The sequence below is a fragment of the Mucilaginibacter conchicola genome (genome assembly GCF_003432115.1).
GTDB classification, from domain to species: domain Bacteria; phylum Bacteroidota; class Bacteroidia; order Sphingobacteriales; family Sphingobacteriaceae; genus Mucilaginibacter; species Mucilaginibacter conchicola.
On sequence record NZ_QWDC01000001.1, the window covers coordinates 1,729,450 to 1,747,874 of the forward strand.

An 18,425-nucleotide genomic window follows, 5' to 3' on the forward strand; every position below is an offset into this window, starting at 1 on the left:
GCGGCTAAATTATTAATTTTTAGCACCGCCTGTTGCATCATCATTATTAATTCCGCGTTGATTTTTCTTGATGGAGGCGCTCAGCGAGCCAAACTTATAGTTTAAGCCCAAACTAAATGCTCTAAAGTTTTGGTAGTTGTAAGTGATGTTATCAAACGAATTTGTACGGGTGCGGAAATCGAGCTTAATGTATTTACTGAAAGGCCCGTTCACATACAATGAAATGTTTAACTTTTTATTCAGCATCTCTTTTGAAGCATTAAAGCCGTAACCCAGGTAATAATTATCTATCCCCTGCAGCATTACGTAACGGCTATCGAAACCAACGTTTGCACCTACGCGAAAACCATTATCAAACTTGTAATTACCGTTGGTGAACACGTGGCCCTGATAACCTTTGTTGGTTAAAAACTCGTTATTGAAAGTACCATTAAGCCATACGCGCATTATCTCGGCGTTAACATTTACATTAAACTTTGGCGTAATAGGATATTGCCAGTTCACATCCAACCCAAGGTTTTTGTTCTTACCTACGTTAGCGTAAGTAGTGGTGGTAACGGTACCCTCAACACTGGTTAAATTTTGCACGGTATTATTAGCAAAAGAGTAGCTTAGGCTGATGTTAAGCGACCCCTTGGCAAAATTACTGTAGCCCAGTTCAAAGTTATTATTAACCGCCGGGCGCAACTCCGGGTTACCTCTACTGATGAATTTCACGTTGGTACTATCCACAAAAGGGTTCAGCTGCCATATACCGGGGCGCTGGATGCGCTGCGTAAAACCAAACGTAAGGCTGCTGTTTTTCAACGAGCGCTGCATTGAGAACGACGGCACCACATTAGTGAACGATTGATCTAAGGGCGTATTGGTTTGCGCACCATTAGTTACGGTCTTAAAGTTGGCATCGATCTCGGTGCGCTCGTATCTGGCGCCTGCCTTAAACGTCCATTTCTCAAACTTTAAAGTATAGGAGTTGTAGGCGCTGTAGATATTCTGATGATAGTCGAAATCATTTATCTGGCCGCTGTTATCAATATAATCGCCGTCTGTATTCCTCAGGTCGGTATGGAACTTACTGTAATTGATTCGGTTGATCATTTTACCGCCTGCCTCAATGTTCAGCTTTTTAAAGGGCTGTACATAATCTAACTGGGTAGTATGTTCTTTACCACCCGGCAGGTTTATCTGGCGAAATGGGGTAGAATTACCCGGTACTACCATGGTTAACGTATTGCTGCTGTTATCGCTGTATTTATAAGATGCAGTAAGCAACTGGTCTTTATTGTTTTTGAAACCCAACTGGTAGTTCAAACCAAAATCAAAGCCTTTATAAACCGAGTTACCATCGTTTGTAGCAGTGTACCTTGTGGTATCGCTACCATTTACTTCGGTAGTATTTTGGGTAGAGCCGTTCTCCATACCATTACGGTAATAGTTGAACGTACCGGTGAACAGGTTAAGCGTATCGGCCTCAAAACTTAGTTCGGTACTAAAGTAATGGTTGTTACCCGTGCTAAATCTGTCGCCGTCCTGTTCTACTGATGCATTCTGGGGCTGTTCTAAAAAATCATTCCTGTTGTAAAACTTAGTAGGGCGTTTTGGGCGATGGCCTACGCCGGTATAACCCGTAACGCCGAACTTGCCTTTCTTAACCGTAAAGTTAAGGTTAGCACGCGGCCCCCATACGGTGTGGTAGTTTGTATTAAAAGAACCATTGTACCCCTCATCTCCTTTTTTTTGGGTAATGATGTTGATGATGCCTGCCAAACCTTCGGCATCGTACTTAGCCGGCGGCGTAGTGATCACCTCTATTTTGATGATATTGGTACCCGGCATGGCTTTTAATATATCTGATGGGTTTCGGGCCATCAAAGCAGATTCTTTACCGTTTAACAGGATCTTATAATTACCGCTTCCGCGCAGTTTAATGTTATCATTACCGTCTACAGAAAGCAATGGCACCTTGCGGATCATATCCAGTGCGGTAACAACTTTGGCCTCAGGGTCGGCTTGTACATCGTAGCTCAGGCGGTCAACCTCTTGCTTCATCAGCGGTTTGGTTGCCACTACCGATACTTCTTTTAATTGATTATGTGTAGGCGCCAATAATACGCGGCCAATATCAACCACTTTTTTATCGGTGGGTATCTCTATCACTTTAGTAGCATAGCCCATATAAACCAAAGCCAGCTTGTATGGCTTTTGGGCAAGGCCGGTTATTTCAAAAGTACCATCGTCCTTACTGAGCATACTTTTTACAGGAGCATTGCTGGCAGCATCTGTTAAAGCCACGGTAACAAAGCCAAGGGGCTTATTAACTGCAGAATCGATAACCAGGCCTTTTACTGAAATATTTTGTACAGGAGATTGAGCAAGTGATAAGGTAACACACAGGCAGTTTAGCAGAACCGCCAGAAGGAGTTTTTTCATTTAGTGATTTAGGTTACAAGACGCGCGAAGATACACGTATGTTGCACCCAAAAACTCCCCTTTTTAAGATTTATTGTGTAACAAAAATGTTATTTATTAAATTTTGTCATGGTAAGCTCGGTACCTATTGTGGCAAAGCTTTTTACCATCTCTATCGACCTATCTATCAGCGCCGGCAATTCCGGTTTCTCATCGTCATCAAAGCCACCCAGCACGTAGTCAACCTGGCGGCCTTTGGGATAGTTGTCGCTGATGCCGAAACGAAGACGTGCATATTCATTATTACCCAAAACAGCCTCAATGTTTCTTAAGCCATTATGGCCGGCAGCACTTCCTTTGGGTTTAAGGCGCAGGGTACCTAATGGCAAAGCAAGGTCATCTACAATTACCAATACATTTTGTACGGGGATCTTCAGTTCCTTCATCCAATGGTTAAGGGCCTTACCACTCAAGTTCATGTAGGTGGTAGGTTTTATCAGGTGAAGGGTACGCCCTTTGTGGCTCACCTCGGTATAATAGGCCAGGCGCATGTTATGGAATTTGACATTCTCCTGTTTAGCATACTCATCCAGCACCATAAAACCAATGTTATGGCGTGTGTCTGCATACTCCGGACCAATATTACCCAAACCGACGATCAAATATTTCATGCCCCCTCCGCCCCCTGAAGGGGGTACTTTTTTAAGATATTTACTGAAATAGGGTTTTATACCCATAATTATTTTAGTGCGCAAATTAATAAAAAAACGGAGTCTCTCTCAAACTCTTCTACAGGGTCCGCTAAAAACAAAATGTCATTTCGAGCGAGCAGAAGCGGTGGGCTTTGCGTGTGGGCGACGAGAAATCTTGTTAGATAAGACAAGCGGTGAGCTTAACATTAATAACAGGATTTCTCCTCGCTCCCGCTCGTTCGAAATGACATGATGTTTTAGCTTCGGTCACATAACAAGAAATAAGGGCTACACAAAAAAAAGCGATGACAAATGTCACCGCTTTTCTTTTCATTCCCTTTTGGGGAACAAAGGGCAATTACTTGCCTCTGTTTTCTTGTTCTGCCTGACGTAGCGCACGTGAAGTAGTTACCGAAACGATAGTATCTTCTTGTGCGTTGGTGATAGTAAGGTTATCAACTTTAATGTCGCTAACACGTACTGATTTACCAACCTCTAACGACTCGATGCTCACTTCGATGTTATCTAAGTGATCTTTCGGAAGAGCTTTAACGCGCAGTTTGCGTAATTTCTGAACTAATTTACCACCCACTTTAACACCAGGAGATGTACCGGTTAATTTAACAGGGATCTCGATAGTTACTGGTTTGTTCTCATCTAACTGTAAAAAGTCGATGTGTAAAAGCTGCTCAGTTAAAGGATGGAATTGTGCATCTTTAATGATAGCCTGTGTTTTTTTACCTGCAACTTCAATGTCGATGAAATGAACAACCGGAGTGTAAATTACGGCTCTCAAATCAGCTGCGGACACTGCAAAGTGGGTCTGGGTAGCACCACCGTAAAGTACTGCAGGCACTAAGCCCTGGTAACGCAGTTCTTTAGCGTCTCTTTTCCCTACGTTCTCTCTTGGAGAACCGCTAATAGCAATTGATTTCATTTATTTATATAATTTATTTGTTAAGTCCGTGGTTTATAGATCATAGTTCATGGCCTAATCTTCACGAATATCTTTATCAGCTTATCTCGGGTATCCGGCTATGAACCATCAACCATTAACTATAAGCTCTTTATTATTCTACTTTAAACAGCTGGCTTATTGAACCATGCTCGTTTACATTCATTATTGCTTTGGCAAACAGTTCGGCAGTTGATAATACTCTTATTTTGCTGCTTGCCTGTTTAAGCGGGATGGTATCGGTAACAATCAACTCAGTTAAAGCCGAGTTCTCGATAGTTTCATACGCTTTGCCTGATAATACAGGGTGCGTACAAACCGCCCTTACCGAACGTGCACCACGCTCCATAATTAACGCTGCTGCTTTTGCCAATGTACCCGCAGTATCAACAATATCATCTATCAACACAATGTCCTGATCAGTTACATCACCAATAACGGTCATGCTCTCTATCTCGTTGGCACGCTTGCGGCGTTTATCGCAAATTACTACCTCAGCATTAAAATACTTGGCAAAGTTACGCGCCCTGTACGAGCCACCCATATCCGGCGATGCAATGGTGAGGTTTTCTAAACCAAGGCTTTTGATATAAGGTACAAATATGATAGAAGCATCAAGGTGATCTACCGGTACATCAAAAAACGCCTGTATCTGCGCTGCGTGCAAATCCATCGTCATGATACGGTGGATACCTGCTGCAACCAGCAGGTTAGCTACCAATTTTGAACCGATGGCCACACGTGGCTTGTCTTTCCTGTCCTGCCTGGCCAAACCAAAATAAGGGATTACTGCAGTGATGTAGTGTGCTGATGCACGGCGTGCGGCATCAACCATCATTAACAGTTCCATTAAATTATCGGTAGGCGGGTTGGTAGACTGGATGATAAAAACGTCGCAACCACGAACAGATTCATCAAAATGCGGTTGGTACTCACCATCGCTGAAACGCGAAATGGCTACCTGGCCAAGATCTTTACCGTATGATGCGGCAATGTTTTTAGCAATCTCGGTTGATCCCGATCCTGCAAATAGCTTAACTGTATTAAACTGTAAAGGCATTTTGATTTATAGATTAAGATAGTTTTCTAAATAGTTCTGTCTTTAATCGCGTAGTGTATCAACCCCTATAAAAAACTTCGGATTTCTTACTTTCAAATCGTGTTACCGAAAATGAAAATTAGAAATCCGATTATTCTTAAGTTGCCCGACCTGGATTCGAACCAAGACAAACGGTACCAAAAACCGTCGTACTACCATTATACTATCAGGCAATCTCCCTTCAGTTTGTTTGACCTCTCCGAAATGGAATGCAAATATAGGGCGTTTTTTGAAAAGTCAAAAGCAAAATTTAAAAAAATATTAAGCTAATTTGTAAGTGCCTCATAATCCGTTAAAAATTGTTAAGGTTTTAGGTTTTAAGGGAGATTACATAATGTTTTTACTAATTTCGGCTGCTTAACCCTGTTGTATCCTGAAATAATCAGTAATGAACTACAATAAAATTAACAATATCGTTGGCTGGGCAGCCGGTATTATTGCTTCAATTACCTACATCTTAACCCTTGAGCCCTCTACCAGTTTCTGGGATTGCGGCGAGTTTATAGCCTGTATTTACCGTTTGCAAGTGGCACACCAGCCTGGTGCACCTTTATTTACCATGATAGGTAAAGTATTTTCGCTCCTCTCAATGGGCGATAATACCAAGGTAGCATACTTTACCAACCTTGCATCGGCCTTAGCCAGCGGTGCCACTATATTGTTCCTGTTCTGGACTATTACCGCATTGGCCAAAAAGCTGGTTGCCAAAGCAAACGAAGAAATAGACCTTACCAAAACCATCCTTATTATGGGTGCCGGTTTGGTTGGTGCGTTGGCTTATACTTATTCTGATACCTTCTGGTTCTCGGCTGTAGAGAGCGAAGTTTATGCACAATCATCACTGTGTACGGCCATCGTTTTCTGGGCCATATTGAAATGGGATGCCCATGCAGATGAGGCCCGTTCTGATAAATGGATAGTTTTTATTGCCTATGTTATGGGCTTATCAATAGGTATCCACTTGTTAAACTTACTGGTTATACCTGCTATCGCGTTGGTTATTTACTTCCGCAGGGCTAAAAATATTGATACTAAAGGCACCATTGGCTATTTCCTTTTAGGTTGTGTTACCGTTGCGGTTATCCTTTGGGGCGTTATCCAATTCACGGTTAAAGGTGCAGCTTTCTCCGATCTGTTTTTTGTGAACACCTTGGGCATGAGCTTTAATACCGGTGCTATTATCTTTTACCTGCTTTTGGTAGGTGCATTGGCCTTTGGTATTATCTATACTTTAAATGCAAACAATACTTACCTGTGGGTAGCCATTGCATGTTTCCTTTTAGTATTAGGTTTCAGCACCGGCATTATTGGCTTGGTTGCCGGTATAGCTATTTTGGCTTTGTTAGAGTATGTGTTAAAAGTACGTACCCGCCGCAGTATATTAAACCAGGTGCTTACCTGTGCAGTGTTCATCCTGTTTGGTTACAGCTCTTTTGTGATGATCGTTATTCGTGCAAAAGCAGGCACCAACCTAAACAACAGCGACCCTGAGGATGCCTTTGCTTTGAATAGCTACCTTAACCGCGACCAGTATGGCGAAACGCCTTTATTATATGGCAATTTCTTTGATGCACAGCCTATCGACCAAAAAGAGGGTGCTAACCTGTACCGCCGTGGTGATACCAAATACGAAGTAGCCGGCAAAAAGCTAACTACTATTTACGACCGTAATACGCTGTTTCCGCGTATGTTTAGCCAAAAAGACCAACACCCTGAGTTTTACAGGATGTGGAGCAACCTTGGCCCCGAAGAAAAACCAACAATGGCTACCAATATTGGCTTTTTTGCCACCTGGCAGGTAACACAAATGTATACACGCTATTTCTTGTGGAACTTTGTTGGCCGTGCAAACGACCAGGACGGCCAAACCGCACAAGGCCCTGATGGCAGCTGGATAAGCGGCTTTAACTTTGGCAAGCAATTACCTAAGAGCGTTACCGATAGCAAATCATACAACAGGTTATTCTTCCTGCCATTGATTATCGGTATATGTGGTTTATTCTATCACTTTAAACGCAACCAGCGCGATGCAGGGGTGGTAACAGTATTGTTCTTCTTTACCGGTTTAGCCATTGTACTTTATCTTAACCAGGACCCTTTGCAACCACGCGAACGTGATTATGCTTACGCAGGCTCGTTCTATGCCTTTGCCATCTGGATAGGTTTAGGTGTGTTGATGATTGCCGACCTGCTGAGCAAAAAGATCAATGCAAAAACAGGTGCTATCATAGCTACCACTGTTTGCTTGTTGGCGGCTCCTGTATTAATGGCAAGCCAGGAATGGGATGATCATGACCGTTCTACCAAAATGACACCGCACGATATGGCTTATAATTACCTTACCTCATGTGCGCCAAATGCCATTTTGTTCACTTATGCCGATAACGATACTTACCCGCTTTGGTATGTACAGGAAGTAGAAGGCGTGCGCCCTGATGTGCGTATCGTAAACCTTAGCCTTTTAGGTACCGATTGGTATATCCGCCAGATGAAAGGCAAAATGAACGAGTCCGCACCGTTGCCTATCACCATGGATAACAAAAAGTTTGAAGCCGGTGTGCGCGATGTGCTTTACTATAACGATGCTAAAATTGCAGGCCCTGTTGAGTTAAAAGAGGTATTTGATTTCCTTACATCTGATAGCCCTAACTCGATGGTGCAATACAACAACGGCGAAAGTGCAAACTACCTGCCAACCAAAAACTTCCGTTTAACAGTTAATGCTGAGGACGTGATAAAATCGGGCGCTGTACCTGCTGATAAAAAAGATCAGATAGTTCCTGAGATGGATTGGACCTACCCGGGTAAATATGTTACCAAGGATAACCTGGCCATGATGGATATTATTGCCCACAACAACTGGAAACGCCCTATTTACTTTGCTACTACCGTACCAAGCAGCAATATGCTGGGTTTAGACCGCTACCTGTACAGTGAAGGTTTCTCATACCGTTTAATGCCGTTTAAACCGGATAGCACCCATGCGGCACAAGAGAACAGCAACACGCTGATCATGTATAACAACATGGTTAACAAATACAAGTACGGTAACTTTAAAACAGCCAAGTACCTGGATCATGAATCTGTGAACCTGTTTTACCCGCTGGTGGCTCGCCTGTACTCTACCCTGGCAGATAACCTTATTAAAGAAGGCCATCAGGACCTGGCAAAAAAAGCCCTGCAAAAGTATGATGCCGTTATGCCATCGCAGATCAGTTCTTCAGAGATAGCTATTCGAAAATATTATATGATAGAGGCTTTGTACCGTGTTGGCGATGTTGCAACAGCAACTAAATGGGTAAATGACATTGACGATTATGTAATAGATAATCTTAAGTTTAACTATACCCAATACCAAAACAACGAGGGCACCATTAACGGCCGCGATATACAGTTGAGCCTTTCGTTACTGAACAGCCTATCGCAGTCTACAAAAGACCACAACCAAACTGCGCTTGCTACCAAGCTCGAGGCGCAATTAAAAGATTACAGCACCAAGTTTGGGGGTATGCTGCAGCAACAACAGCAGCAAGAACCACAAGGACAACCGGAACAAGCTGAATAAGATTAAAAGCGGCCAAATGGCCGCTTTTTTATTTAGCCCTGTTTTATCGTTTTGATCTGGCGGCTGGCGGAGAAGGATAAACATTTGTAACATTCTCCCTCATCCCTCTCTCTAACCGTCATGAAAAACACCTGCCTTACCCTCTTTCTTACGGGGGCTTCGCTTGTTGCTACAGCACAAAACAAAGCCTCAACTATCGACTCATTGATACACCAAAGTAACCGCATTGGTGTATTTAAAGGGAATGTATTGGTAATAGACAAAGGCAAGGTGATTTATGAAGCTGGCATTGGCTATACCGATGCTACCGAAAAGCAAGCACTTACTGTAGATTATCGCTTTCATATTGGTTCTATAGCCAAGGAGTTTAACGCCGTGGGCATCATGATGCTGAAAGAACAGGGCAAGCTTATGCTTGATGATAAAGTGTCAAAATACTTAAGTGGTTTCCCTACATGGGCGGATAAGATCAGCATCAAAAACCTGCTTCAATATGCCAGTGGTTTACCCAACCTTAAATGGGGCGAATTGCATTCAGATGCGGAAGCCATGGCCGCCCTCAAAGCTTTCGACAAGCTGGATTTTGAACCGGGTACTCAATACGCCTATAACAACAGCAATACTTTACTGCAAAGGCAGATCATCGAAAAAATAACGGGCCAAAGTTTCGCGGATTTTGTGACGGAGAAAATGCTTAAACCCTGCGGGATGAACAACTCTGTTGTAGATCCGGGCGAACAAACGCCTATGATGACGAAATCATATAACAATTATAAGCTACAATCTGCTATGCAATACCCTATTACCGGGTGGACGGCGGTTACCCTGGATGATTTCTATAAATGGGAAAAGGCATTGGAAAATTTCAAACTCATCAGCCCGCAATCAACCCGTGAGATACTTACACCGTTTGCACCGGGCAAACAATGCGGCTTGGGTGGCGGTACTATGGATGGCGATAAATTAACCTATCACCAGCATGATGGCACCGCACTTAACTACCAGGCATTACTAACCGCTTACCCTACCCGGGGCCGCACCATTATACTGCTTACTAACAACAAGCAAAACACCCTCTATGATGTTGACCATGCCATTGAAGCCATACTGGACGGCAAACCATATCAGCAGCCAAAAAAATCGATATTAAATGATTTTGCCAGGCAACTGGACAGCCTTAAAGGTTACGAGATAATCCCATGGTATAACAAACTAAAAGACAAATACGCAGCCGAATATGGGTTTGATAATGAGTCGTCACTGAACATGATAGGTTACTATTACAAGGGCAAAAATCGTATTGATGATGCTATTGCTGTGTTTGAATACAACACGCAGCTATTCCCGCAATCGGGCAATGTGTTTGATAGTTTGGCCGATGCCTACAATGCTAAAGGCAATAAAGAGAAAACCCTGCTGAATTATAAACGCTCGGTTGCTTTAGACCCGAACAACGAAATGGCAAAGAAAATAATTGAGGAGTTGGAGAAGAAGTAGGTCAAAATATATTAAACCTGTCAGTATGAAGTTGTCGAAGACCTATCCGCGTGATAGCGGTTCGACAGGCTCACCATGACAAATGGCCAATAAAAAAAGCGGCATCACTGCCGCTTTCCTGTATTCTTGTCAAAAAGATTATTCCTCAACTACACCCATGTTACAGAACTTGTCGATACGTTCGGCAACCAGTTCATCGATGTTTTTCTCACCGAGGGTTTTAAGATCTTTTATTAATTGTTTTTTAAGGGTGGCAGCCATAGCAACCGGATCCTGATGCGCGCCACCAAGTGGTTCTTTTATCACGCCATCGATCAGCTTGTTCTTCAACATCTCGGTTGAGGTAAGCTTAAGCATCTCTGCAGCACGCTCTTTCTGCTCCCATGTTTTAAACAGGATGGTTGAACAGTTCTCGGGCGAAATAACCGAATACCATGAGTTATCCAGCATCATTACCTTATCGCCAATGCCAATACCCAATGCACCACCAGATGCGCCTTCGCCGATGATAACGCAGATGATAGGTACTTTCAATACCGCCATCTCTAACAAGTTACGGGCAATAGCCTCGCCTTGGCCGCGCTCTTCAGCTTCCAGACCAGGGTACGCGCCCGGCGTATCTATCAGGGTTATGATAGGTTTGTTGAACTTTTCGGCCATTTTCATCAGCCTTAAAGCTTTGCGGTAACCCTCGGGGTTAGCCATACCGAAGTTGCGATACTGGCGCTCTTTGGTGTTACGGCCCTTTTGGTGACCAATGAACATAGCAGTTTGCCCGTTGATGGTACCAAAACCACCAATAATGGCTTTATCATCGCCAACGGTACGATCGCCGTGCAGTTCTATAAAATCGTCGCAAATAAGCTCCAGATACTGTAGAGTATAAGGGCGCTCAGGATGGCGCGATATCTGTACTTTTTGCCAGCCTGTAAGGTTGTTATATATTTCTTTCTGTGCCTCTTGCAGTTTAGCTTCTAATTCAGCTACAGTGGCAGACATGTCAAGCTTGTTTTTTTCTTCAACTTGCTTAACCTTTTCAATCTGTCCCTCTATCTCAGCAAGAGGTTTCTCAAAGTCAAATGTGATCTTCATACAATTTTCCCGCCGCTAAATTAAAAAATTCAATCGGCATATTATTTAATTATGAATTTTTCAAACACTTAGTGTGTATAAAACCCGTTGCGGGCTATATAGTTTCAGCTTATTCCACCTTCATCACCTTTGTGCGCTTGCTTATCCCGTTCTCATTAAAGGCCTCTATCTGGAAATAGTATGGTGTATCTTTCTCCATCCCATTAAAATAGTACTCGTTTACGTTGTACACCATAATATTATTGTACAACTTATCCGGCGCTATGCCCATATAGATAGTATAGCCTACCGCGCCATCGGTTTGCTGCCAGCGTAACCATGAGTTGCGGCTTTCTGCCTTACCACGCAACACGATGAAATTTTTAACCGTATCGGGCACCGCTCCTGCACCTTTGCCAAATACCCTAAAGCCCGATAGCGCAAATTTGCCCGTAGGCATGTGCAGGTTGGTAATTTTCAGGAAGCGGGCTTTAACCGGCGTTTTCAGCTCTACATAATCATGTGGTACATCGGTTTTGTTCTGGCTTTTATCTACCACAGTTCTCCATGTTTTGCCATCATTTGAGGCCGTTATTTTGTACTGATGATAAACGCCAAGCGATTTCCCCATAAAGCCGGCATCCTGATCGGCGTAGTTGATTTGAATGGCCTTCACGGTGCTTACATCGCCCAGGTCGGTTTGCAGCCACTCGCCTTTATTGGCGGTTTTGGCGCTCCAGTAGGTTTTGATGTCCTCATCAACAGCCAGGTTGGGTACATAAGCCCCAAGGGTTGACGATACCTGTACAGGCTTGTTATAGTTCAGCAGCATCCAGCCGGTAAAATTGCTGGTCTTTACGTGGTCTTCTTTCCCGTTGGATAGGTAATGCGGGTAATCACCATAAGAGGTATTCGTGAACATCGTCCCATCGGCATCAAAACCTGCAGGCCAAAAACCAATGCGGCGCTCAAAGTTATTTTTCACATCTATCACCATGGTTGATATATGCCAGTAATTGCCAAACTTATCGGCCCAGGTAGCACCATGGCCTGCACCTTTTGCAAAACCGCCAGGTTTATAGCTAAACGGATTATGCTTTTGATATGTGAACGGACCAAGTGGTTTATCGCCCACATAAACGCCATCGCCATAGCCACGGCCTTCGGTGCCGGGCGCCGCGTATTGCAGGTAGTATTTGCCGTTGTGTTTGTTCATCCAACCGCCTTCCATAAAGCCGGTGAGGAAAACATTATCATTATTCTCGCCGAAACGCTCCCAGCCGTGTTGCTCCCAGTTTAGTTTTATCATTTCCTTTTTGGGGCCGATGGGTTCAAACGTTTTGCGGTCTATCTCCTGCCCGTACATAGGCAGGGTATTGCTGCTGCCATGGTAAATGTAAACGCGGCCGTCATCATCGGCAAATAATCCCGGATCCCAGGCACCTACTTTGAAGTAATCTTTGGCGGCCTTCCAGGTATCGGTACGGGGGTCGGTACTCATCCAGAGGGTAAAATCTTTATTATAGGTTGATCCTATCACTAATAGGGTATCGCCTAAAACCAATGTACCCGGCGCGCAAAGCTCATCGCCCTGCACCTCGTTGTAAGGGCGCACAAACTTGCGCGATACAAACTTCCAGTTCAGCATATCCGGGCTCCACCAGTAACCAAATTGATTGGTACTGAACAGGTAGTAGTTGCCTTTAAAAAAAGTCATGGTTGGGTCGGCAGTAGCACGATGCTTGCCCCAGGCTGCAAAGTTGGCGAAGGGAGTGTATCCATAATCGAGGTTAAGCGGATTGCAATAAGTTAGCCGTTTGGTTTGGGCTGATGCTTGTAAAGCGAATAAAGTGAATACGAGTGCCAGGATGCGGAGTTTCATAAAGGCCTACAATTGGTGGTGGGGCAAATATCAGGTTTTTATACGCAATAAATAACAAAATACGTGAGGCCGAACTTGTTTCGGCATCCCATCAGAAAGGCTGACTACTAATCACGTGGGATCCCGAAATAAATTCGGGATGACGCGTTTTTATGTTTAGTTCATCAAACAAAAAACGCCGGTGCTTCAACAGCCCGGCGTTTTTCCTCGCACTCACATTTCAGGGAATTACATACCGAAAGCTTTCTTTAGTTTTGCTACTGCATATCCTTTGGTGTTTTCTACTAACTGTTACTATTTAACCTAACACTACTATTCACCAAAAGTTGTTAATTTTTTCTTTACAATTTAACAAAACAACAATTTGGTTTACAAAACCATACTAAAAGTAAAAATTGAACAGTATTCCTAAAAACTCTAACAGTTGCGCTTTGGGCTAAAGGCATCTTGTTTGCGTTGATAATTATAGCTGCACAAAGGCAGCATATTTATTAACTTCTAAAATTAATGTATCATGAAAATGACGGAATTAACAGAGAAAGAGTTAGTTGAAATTAACGGTGGTGCCGGCACCACTTCAGCTTTAGGTATAAGTTTAACCATTGGCGGCAATAGCTTGCTTAGGCTTGCATTATCAACCCGCAATGGCGATGATGTAAACAGGTCTACATTGGTACTTTTAAACGGCCTGAACCTTTTAGGCCTTGGCCAATTAAAATAATCCCCCTTTTGACAAAAAGCCCCTCGGCTATGCCGGGGGGGCTTTTTGTTTATTGCAGCTGTTGTTTTTTTAAGCGGCGCTGTGCAAGCCGGTACATAGTGTAGCCATACAGCAAACCACCCAGCGTGTAAGCAATAATATTACCCGTTATTGAACGGACTGTAATTGCATCGCCCAGGTACCAGGGCCACAACAGCCCCATACATACAAACATAAATACAGCCCATATCAGGCTAAATACCAACCATTTTTTATAAGCTCCCATCAGCACTAATTTACAACTAATGTAGCAATAGAATGTGGTTCGGTAGTGGTTTTTGCAGCCTTTCCTTTTATCCAAAGGCTGTAATCTATCTTTTCATCAGTACGGTTCATTACCACTACGGCTATTTTACCATCGGGGTTCATGTAAGCTGTGCTTAACAGTTTATCCCTGCTGGCAGAACTGGCAATGCGCCTTGCACCCGGGCGAATGTATTTTGAGAAATGGCCTATATAATAATAAGAGTTGGTATATAACAATTGCCCGCTACGGGTATCGGCATGTACCGGCGCAAAGCAGAAGTTACCTACGTGGTTCGGCCCGCCTTTTTCATCAAGCAGGACGTTCCAATCTGTCCAGGCTACGGTACCTGCGTTAAAATCATTTATCATTGAAAGGCCATAGCGCTCGCCCAAGGCCCAATCGGTTAATCTTTCAAAGTCGAATTTCTCTACACAACCTTCGGTAAATACCAGGTTCTTATCAGGGAAAGCTTCATGCGTAAGGCGTACACTCTCAAAATTTTGGCCGGCACCCGTCCAGGTCTCGTACCAGTGAAAACCTATACCCCATACATATTTGGCTGCGGCAGGGTCTTCCATCATGGTGCTGGCGCGTTGGTACAACAAATCGCGGTTATGATCCCATACAATCAATTTTTTGCCACCCAAGCCATTTTTAGCAAGCGTTGGGCCCAAATAATTCTTTACAAAGTCGCGCTCTTCCTCGGCAGTGTAGTTACATGATTCCCATGTTTGGGTGGCCATCGGTTCGTTTTGTACCGATAAGCCCCAAACCGGCATACCCAGCTTCTCATACGCTTTAATGAACTTCACATAAAAGTTGGCCCAGCTTTGCGCATACTCTGGTTTAAGATGGCCGCCATGTAGTACATCGTTATTGGTTTTCATAAAAGCCGGCGGGCTCCACGGCGATACAAACATGGGTAGTTTACCCCCCGCTGCCTGTGTAGCCGCTTTTATAAATGGTATGCGGTACTGCTTATCATGGCTAACATCAAAAGTTGACAGATTTTTATCGCTGTTGCTCACGTAACTGTAACTACCGCTGCTAAAATCGCAGCTTTGGATACTGGTACGGGCAAAGGTGTAGCCTATCCCGCTTTGCGGATTGTAATAAGCTTCTATCAGGTCTTTCTGCTTATCCTTTGGTAATTTGTAGAATGTTTCTGCCGACGCATCCGTTAAAGCACCTCCAATACCCAGCATGGTTTGGAACTTCCTTTCAGGATCAACAAACACCACGGTTTCTGTTTCCGGTGGTTGGGCTTCGGTAACAAATTTAAGGTCGCCTGCAGGTGCAAGGCGTTTGTTTGATTCCTTCTCGGTTACAAATACCTTAACAGTACGGTTAGCTGCCGAGTATGGCATTGCCTTTTTAGGCACCCGCTGACTGAATGCGCCTGCTGATATACAAACCAGCCCGGCTATTAAAAATTTTCTCTTCATGGTTGTGTAGTGTGAGATAATGAAGTATGTTTAGTTAGTTATGTTTTGACGTACCAAGCCACATCAGGGCATCCAGTATAAACTTATCCTCTGCAGGATTGCCAAATGTATGCGAGAGGTCTTTATTTGTATGGTTTTCATAATCAATATCATTATGGCCCATGTTAAAATAGATCATCTTGTAATTCCTGTTTGTCCATACTACGGGATAATAACCGCTATGCCAGATCTCATGTGGTTTTGGGCCGGTACCTAACGGAAAACTTACCGGATCAATAGAAGCTAATATCTCGATACTTGGGTTTTTGGTGAGGTCATTCTCCCAGCGATACCATTCGTTTGGTTGCGATTTAAATGTGGCAGGCAGGTTTTTAGTTGCAGGATGTGCTCTGTTTTCTACCTTTAACGTGGCCGATGTTGGCCGCCAGGTATTGCTACCATATTGCCCCGAGCCCAGGAACACATTATGATACCAATCCCAATTAGCAGGTATAGCCGATTTTTCTAACACGAAAGCCGAGAAATGGAAACCCATCCAGCCGCCGCCAGCCTTCATGTAGCGTTCAAAAGCTGCGCGTTGCAGCGAATCCTCGGGGCGGGTGTCAAGGAAAATAACTACCTGGTACTTTTTCAGAAATTCATCGTTAAGGTTACCCCAGTTGGCGGTAGAATCAAAAGTAAAATTATACTTTTTAGCCATTGCAGGGAACCATTTGGTAGCCTCGTGTAAGAAACTGATGTGCGCCTGGTCTTCTTTACCCGTGTAAAAGCCTATCACTTTAAACAAAGGTTTAGCAGCTTTTTTTTGCGCTGATACCTGCTGTATAAAGCACAGGCAAATAAAGCCAAACAAGATGGCTTTCAGTTTGATAGCAAAGGTCATGAGGTTAGATCTAATTGGTTTGTAAAGCTAATTTAAGATATATAGTGTATACTTTACATACCCTTCAATTTATTCTGCGAAAACGTTTGAGTGCTGTGTTAGAGTTAAATTGATAAATAAATATAAGGTCCTCAGCCTCGCTCCAGCTCTGCTTTTTCCTCGTAAGTAAGCTGCAGCGCATCAGCAATACCATCTAAAGTTGGGCGGATGCTGAGGAAATAGGCCAGCAATACGGCTAAGATACCCATGAATATGTAGTTACCTGTTAGGAAGAAACATACGATATTGAACAACGCCGGCCCTTCTGCCGATGCACAACGAATGATCATGCCTGATTGATAGGTTGCTATCTTTTCGGTAAACGTTTCTTTCGTTAGCGCCTTTGCCACCATCTGTTTGTAGAGCAGGTTGCCCACGAAAAACCCAATCGCTGCCAACGCAACGGCGACGATTAAGAAAACACTCTGGTCTGTAATACTTTGCTGGTCTTTTTTTTGTCGTAAGAACAACACCGCTCCGGCAAAAATGCACTGCCCTGCTAATAAAGCCATGTGTATAATTTTTATGGTTTTAATACTGGGTTTAAAGTTTACTTGCGAACGTTGGCGATACTGCATAAGGTTGGTTTTTTCAATGCAGTTTATGGATAAAATTTGAGTTTTACAATACGTTCATACGTTCTGACCACCTGATCTCCTCAGGCAACTCAGTCCTGCTAAATTCAATATGTATAACCTTGCGCGGTTTACTGTTTGTGGTACGGCCTGAAGCATGCATAAGCAATGGCCGCATGATCATAACGCCACCGGCTGCAACCGCACAAGTATGCGGCTGCTCAACTTGCCAGTTAATAGTTTCGGGGCGATATATATTCCTGAGATGCGAGCCGGGGATCACTTTCAGTGCGCCATTTCCTTCATCGGCATCATCTAAATGGATGCGAATAGTAAAGTTATCTTGCAGAATATTTAACGGCGGCTGTACAGCAAACTGATTTTGCTTCACCGTCCACGGGCCATAACCACCAAGTTCAACCTTTTTATTTACAGAAATAGTTAGATCCTGATGCCAGGCCACAAACCAGTTGGAGGCAGGCGGCTTATCAAAGTAGATAGATTTTACAACAAAGTATCCATCACCAAACAGATAATTGATTACCGACTTCAACTTATTATTAAAAACCAGATTACTCAACGCCGGCACTTCCTTTAGCACTTGCCTGATGGCAAACAAGTCGTCTGTTTTGCGGAAGGTATCATTGTCAGATTCGGCCTGGCGCAATAAATTTACCAATGCATTTGTTTCCGCCTCATCATAAACGGCATTGATGGTGCAATGTCCGTCGCGGTATAACACGCCTTTCAATATATCATCAGTCGTCATAATAAAAACTTAGGCAGACAGGATCTTACGAAAGGTTAAACTTATCCTCGGCTGCACATCGTCAGATTTTGGTATGGCATGCAGCCATTTCGCCTGCACATCCTGATCCATATACAATAGCGAACCGGAAGCCAGCTTATAATCTACCAGATTATCATTATCAGTGATATTCTTAAATCTTAATACTCTCGCTGCACCTAAAGAAACAATAACCACACCTGTACCTTTATCCAAAATATCGGTTTGGTCTGCATGGAAACCCATTTTAGAACTCCCATCACCATAGTAATTGATAAGGCAATTGTTGGGTTTAAAGCCGATAGTTTTATTTATGGTTTGGCATATCTCTTCCAGCGCATCAGGCATCTGGCGGTACGGATAACTCATCTGCGAATAATTATAAGCAACACCGTAACTCGCCGTTTTACGCGCCGACATGCTCACATCCCAATCTACCTGCTCATTTAAATAACTGAACAGGGCATCCGCCGCAGGCAAAAAGGAATCTATATAGGTTACGCCTCCAATCATAACTGG

Annotated in this window: 15 protein-coding genes and 1 tRNA gene; 3 read left to right on the plus strand and 13 right to left on the minus strand. The window is 43.5% G+C overall.

Annotation, left to right across the window (positions count from 1 at the left end; translation table 11 throughout):
- Window positions 1-12 precede the first annotated feature (12 nt).
- The 5 genes from D0C36_RS07750 to D0C36_RS07770 form a co-directional block, all read right to left on the minus strand.
- Window positions 13-2,430, minus strand: a complete 2,418-nt coding sequence (locus D0C36_RS07750; protein ID WP_117390970.1) for a TonB-dependent receptor domain-containing protein — start codon at window positions 2,428-2,430, stop codon at window positions 13-15.
- Between the two features lie 89 nt (window positions 2,431-2,519).
- On the minus strand, window positions 2,520-3,080 hold the full coding sequence (gene pth / locus D0C36_RS07755) for an aminoacyl-tRNA hydrolase (protein ID WP_117391399.1): 561 nt from the start codon (window positions 3,078-3,080) through the stop codon (window positions 2,520-2,522).
- Between the two features lie 379 nt (window positions 3,081-3,459).
- Window positions 3,460-4,038: a 50S ribosomal protein L25/general stress protein Ctc gene (locus D0C36_RS07760; protein WP_117390971.1), complete on the minus strand. Its 579-nt coding sequence runs from the start codon at window positions 4,036-4,038 to the stop codon at window positions 3,460-3,462.
- 133 nt (window positions 4,039-4,171) lie between these two features.
- A complete protein-coding gene (locus D0C36_RS07765; protein ID WP_117390972.1) occupies window positions 4,172-5,116 on the minus strand; it encodes a ribose-phosphate pyrophosphokinase in 945 nt (314 codons plus the stop codon).
- A 141-nt stretch (window positions 5,117-5,257) separates the two neighbouring features.
- Window positions 5,258-5,328 (minus strand) — tRNA-Gln (locus tag D0C36_RS07770).
- Between the two features lie 215 nt (window positions 5,329-5,543).
- Here D0C36_RS07770 and D0C36_RS07775 point away from each other — a divergent pair.
- Both D0C36_RS07775 and D0C36_RS07780 read left to right on the plus strand, forming a co-directional pair.
- Window positions 5,544-8,720, plus strand: a complete 3,177-nt coding sequence (locus D0C36_RS07775) for a glycosyltransferase family 117 protein (RefSeq protein WP_117390973.1) — start codon at window positions 5,544-5,546, stop codon at window positions 8,718-8,720.
- Window positions 8,721-8,840: 120 nt separating this feature from the next.
- Window positions 8,841-10,217, plus strand: a complete 1,377-nt coding sequence (locus tag D0C36_RS07780) for a serine hydrolase domain-containing protein (RefSeq protein ID WP_117390974.1) — start codon at window positions 8,841-8,843, stop codon at window positions 10,215-10,217.
- Between the two features lie 138 nt (window positions 10,218-10,355).
- On the opposite strand, the gene D0C36_RS07785 is transcribed toward D0C36_RS07780, so the two are convergent.
- Window positions 10,356-11,309, minus strand: coding sequence for an acetyl-CoA carboxylase carboxyltransferase subunit alpha (locus tag D0C36_RS07785; protein WP_117390975.1), 954 nt, complete (start codon window positions 11,307-11,309; stop codon window positions 10,356-10,358).
- A gap of 109 nt (window positions 11,310-11,418) precedes the next feature.
- On the minus strand, window positions 11,419-13,170 hold the full coding sequence (locus tag D0C36_RS07790) for a family 43 glycosylhydrolase (RefSeq protein ID WP_117390976.1): 1,752 nt from the start codon (window positions 13,168-13,170) through the stop codon (window positions 11,419-11,421).
- Window positions 13,171-13,684: 514 nt separating this feature from the next.
- Between D0C36_RS07790 and D0C36_RS07795 the strand changes: the two genes are divergently transcribed.
- On the plus strand, window positions 13,685-13,891 hold the full coding sequence (locus D0C36_RS07795) for a class IIb bacteriocin, lactobin A/cerein 7B family (RefSeq protein WP_117390977.1): 207 nt from the start codon (window positions 13,685-13,687) through the stop codon (window positions 13,889-13,891).
- A gap of 49 nt (window positions 13,892-13,940) precedes the next feature.
- Here the strand turns inward: D0C36_RS07795 and D0C36_RS07800 are convergent, their stop codons facing one another.
- The 6 genes from D0C36_RS07800 to D0C36_RS07825 form a co-directional block, all read right to left on the minus strand.
- A complete protein-coding gene (locus D0C36_RS07800) occupies window positions 13,941-14,156 on the minus strand; it encodes a hypothetical protein (protein WP_117390978.1) in 216 nt (71 codons plus the stop codon).
- A 5-nt stretch (window positions 14,157-14,161) separates the two neighbouring features.
- Window positions 14,162-15,622, minus strand: a complete 1,461-nt coding sequence (locus D0C36_RS07805) for a glycoside hydrolase family 30 protein (RefSeq protein WP_117390979.1) — start codon at window positions 15,620-15,622, stop codon at window positions 14,162-14,164.
- 34 nt (window positions 15,623-15,656) lie between these two features.
- Window positions 15,657-16,505: a ThuA domain-containing protein gene (locus D0C36_RS07810; protein ID WP_117390980.1), complete on the minus strand. Its 849-nt coding sequence runs from the start codon at window positions 16,503-16,505 to the stop codon at window positions 15,657-15,659.
- Between the two features lie 131 nt (window positions 16,506-16,636).
- Entirely contained in the window at window positions 16,637-17,056 is a 420-nt protein-coding gene (locus D0C36_RS07815) for a hypothetical protein (protein ID WP_147321955.1), read from the minus strand.
- Window positions 17,057-17,165: 109 nt separating this feature from the next.
- Window positions 17,166-17,888, minus strand: a complete 723-nt coding sequence (locus D0C36_RS07820) for a phytanoyl-CoA dioxygenase family protein (protein WP_117390982.1) — start codon at window positions 17,886-17,888, stop codon at window positions 17,166-17,168.
- A 9-nt stretch (window positions 17,889-17,897) separates the two neighbouring features.
- Window positions 17,898-18,419: an alpha-ketoglutarate-dependent dioxygenase AlkB family protein gene (locus D0C36_RS07825; RefSeq protein WP_117390983.1), complete on the minus strand. Its 522-nt coding sequence runs from the start codon at window positions 18,417-18,419 to the stop codon at window positions 17,898-17,900.
- Window positions 18,420-18,425 lie beyond the last annotated feature (6 nt).

What these genes read in the sequence shown, in the direction of transcription:
- D0C36_RS07750 (WP_117390970.1), bottom strand. Translation starts at nt 2,430, where the DNA reads ATGAAAAAACTCCTTCTGGCGGTTCTGCTAAACTGCCTGTGTGTTACC.
- pth (WP_117391399.1), bottom strand. Translation starts at nt 3,080, where the DNA reads ATGAAATATTTGATCGTCGGTTTGGGTAATATTGGTCCGGAGTATGCA.
- D0C36_RS07760 (WP_117390971.1), bottom strand. Translation starts at nt 4,038, where the DNA reads ATGAAATCAATTGCTATTAGCGGTTCTCCAAGAGAGAACGTAGGGAAA.
- D0C36_RS07765 (WP_117390972.1), bottom strand. Translation starts at nt 5,116, where the DNA reads ATGCCTTTACAGTTTAATACAGTTAAGCTATTTGCAGGATCGGGATCA.
- D0C36_RS07775 (WP_117390973.1), top strand. Translation starts at nt 5,544, where the DNA reads ATGAACTACAATAAAATTAACAATATCGTTGGCTGGGCAGCCGGTATT.
- D0C36_RS07780 (WP_117390974.1), top strand. Translation starts at nt 8,841, where the DNA reads ATGAAAAACACCTGCCTTACCCTCTTTCTTACGGGGGCTTCGCTTGTT.
- D0C36_RS07785 (WP_117390975.1), bottom strand. Translation starts at nt 11,309, where the DNA reads ATGAAGATCACATTTGACTTTGAGAAACCTCTTGCTGAGATAGAGGGA.
- D0C36_RS07790 (WP_117390976.1), bottom strand. Translation starts at nt 13,170, where the DNA reads ATGAAACTCCGCATCCTGGCACTCGTATTCACTTTATTCGCTTTACAA.
- D0C36_RS07795 (WP_117390977.1), top strand. Translation starts at nt 13,685, where the DNA reads ATGAAAATGACGGAATTAACAGAGAAAGAGTTAGTTGAAATTAACGGT.
- D0C36_RS07800 (WP_117390978.1), bottom strand. Translation starts at nt 14,156, where the DNA reads ATGGGAGCTTATAAAAAATGGTTGGTATTTAGCCTGATATGGGCTGTA.
- D0C36_RS07805 (WP_117390979.1), bottom strand. Translation starts at nt 15,622, where the DNA reads ATGAAGAGAAAATTTTTAATAGCCGGGCTGGTTTGTATATCAGCAGGC.
- D0C36_RS07810 (WP_117390980.1), bottom strand. Translation starts at nt 16,505, where the DNA reads ATGACCTTTGCTATCAAACTGAAAGCCATCTTGTTTGGCTTTATTTGC.
- D0C36_RS07815 (WP_147321955.1), bottom strand. Translation starts at nt 17,056, where the DNA reads ATGGCTTTATTAGCAGGGCAGTGCATTTTTGCCGGAGCGGTGTTGTTC.
- D0C36_RS07820 (WP_117390982.1), bottom strand. Translation starts at nt 17,888, where the DNA reads ATGACGACTGATGATATATTGAAAGGCGTGTTATACCGCGACGGACAT.
- D0C36_RS07825 (WP_117390983.1), bottom strand. Translation starts at nt 18,419, where the DNA reads ATGATTGGAGGCGTAACCTATATAGATTCCTTTTTGCCTGCGGCGGAT.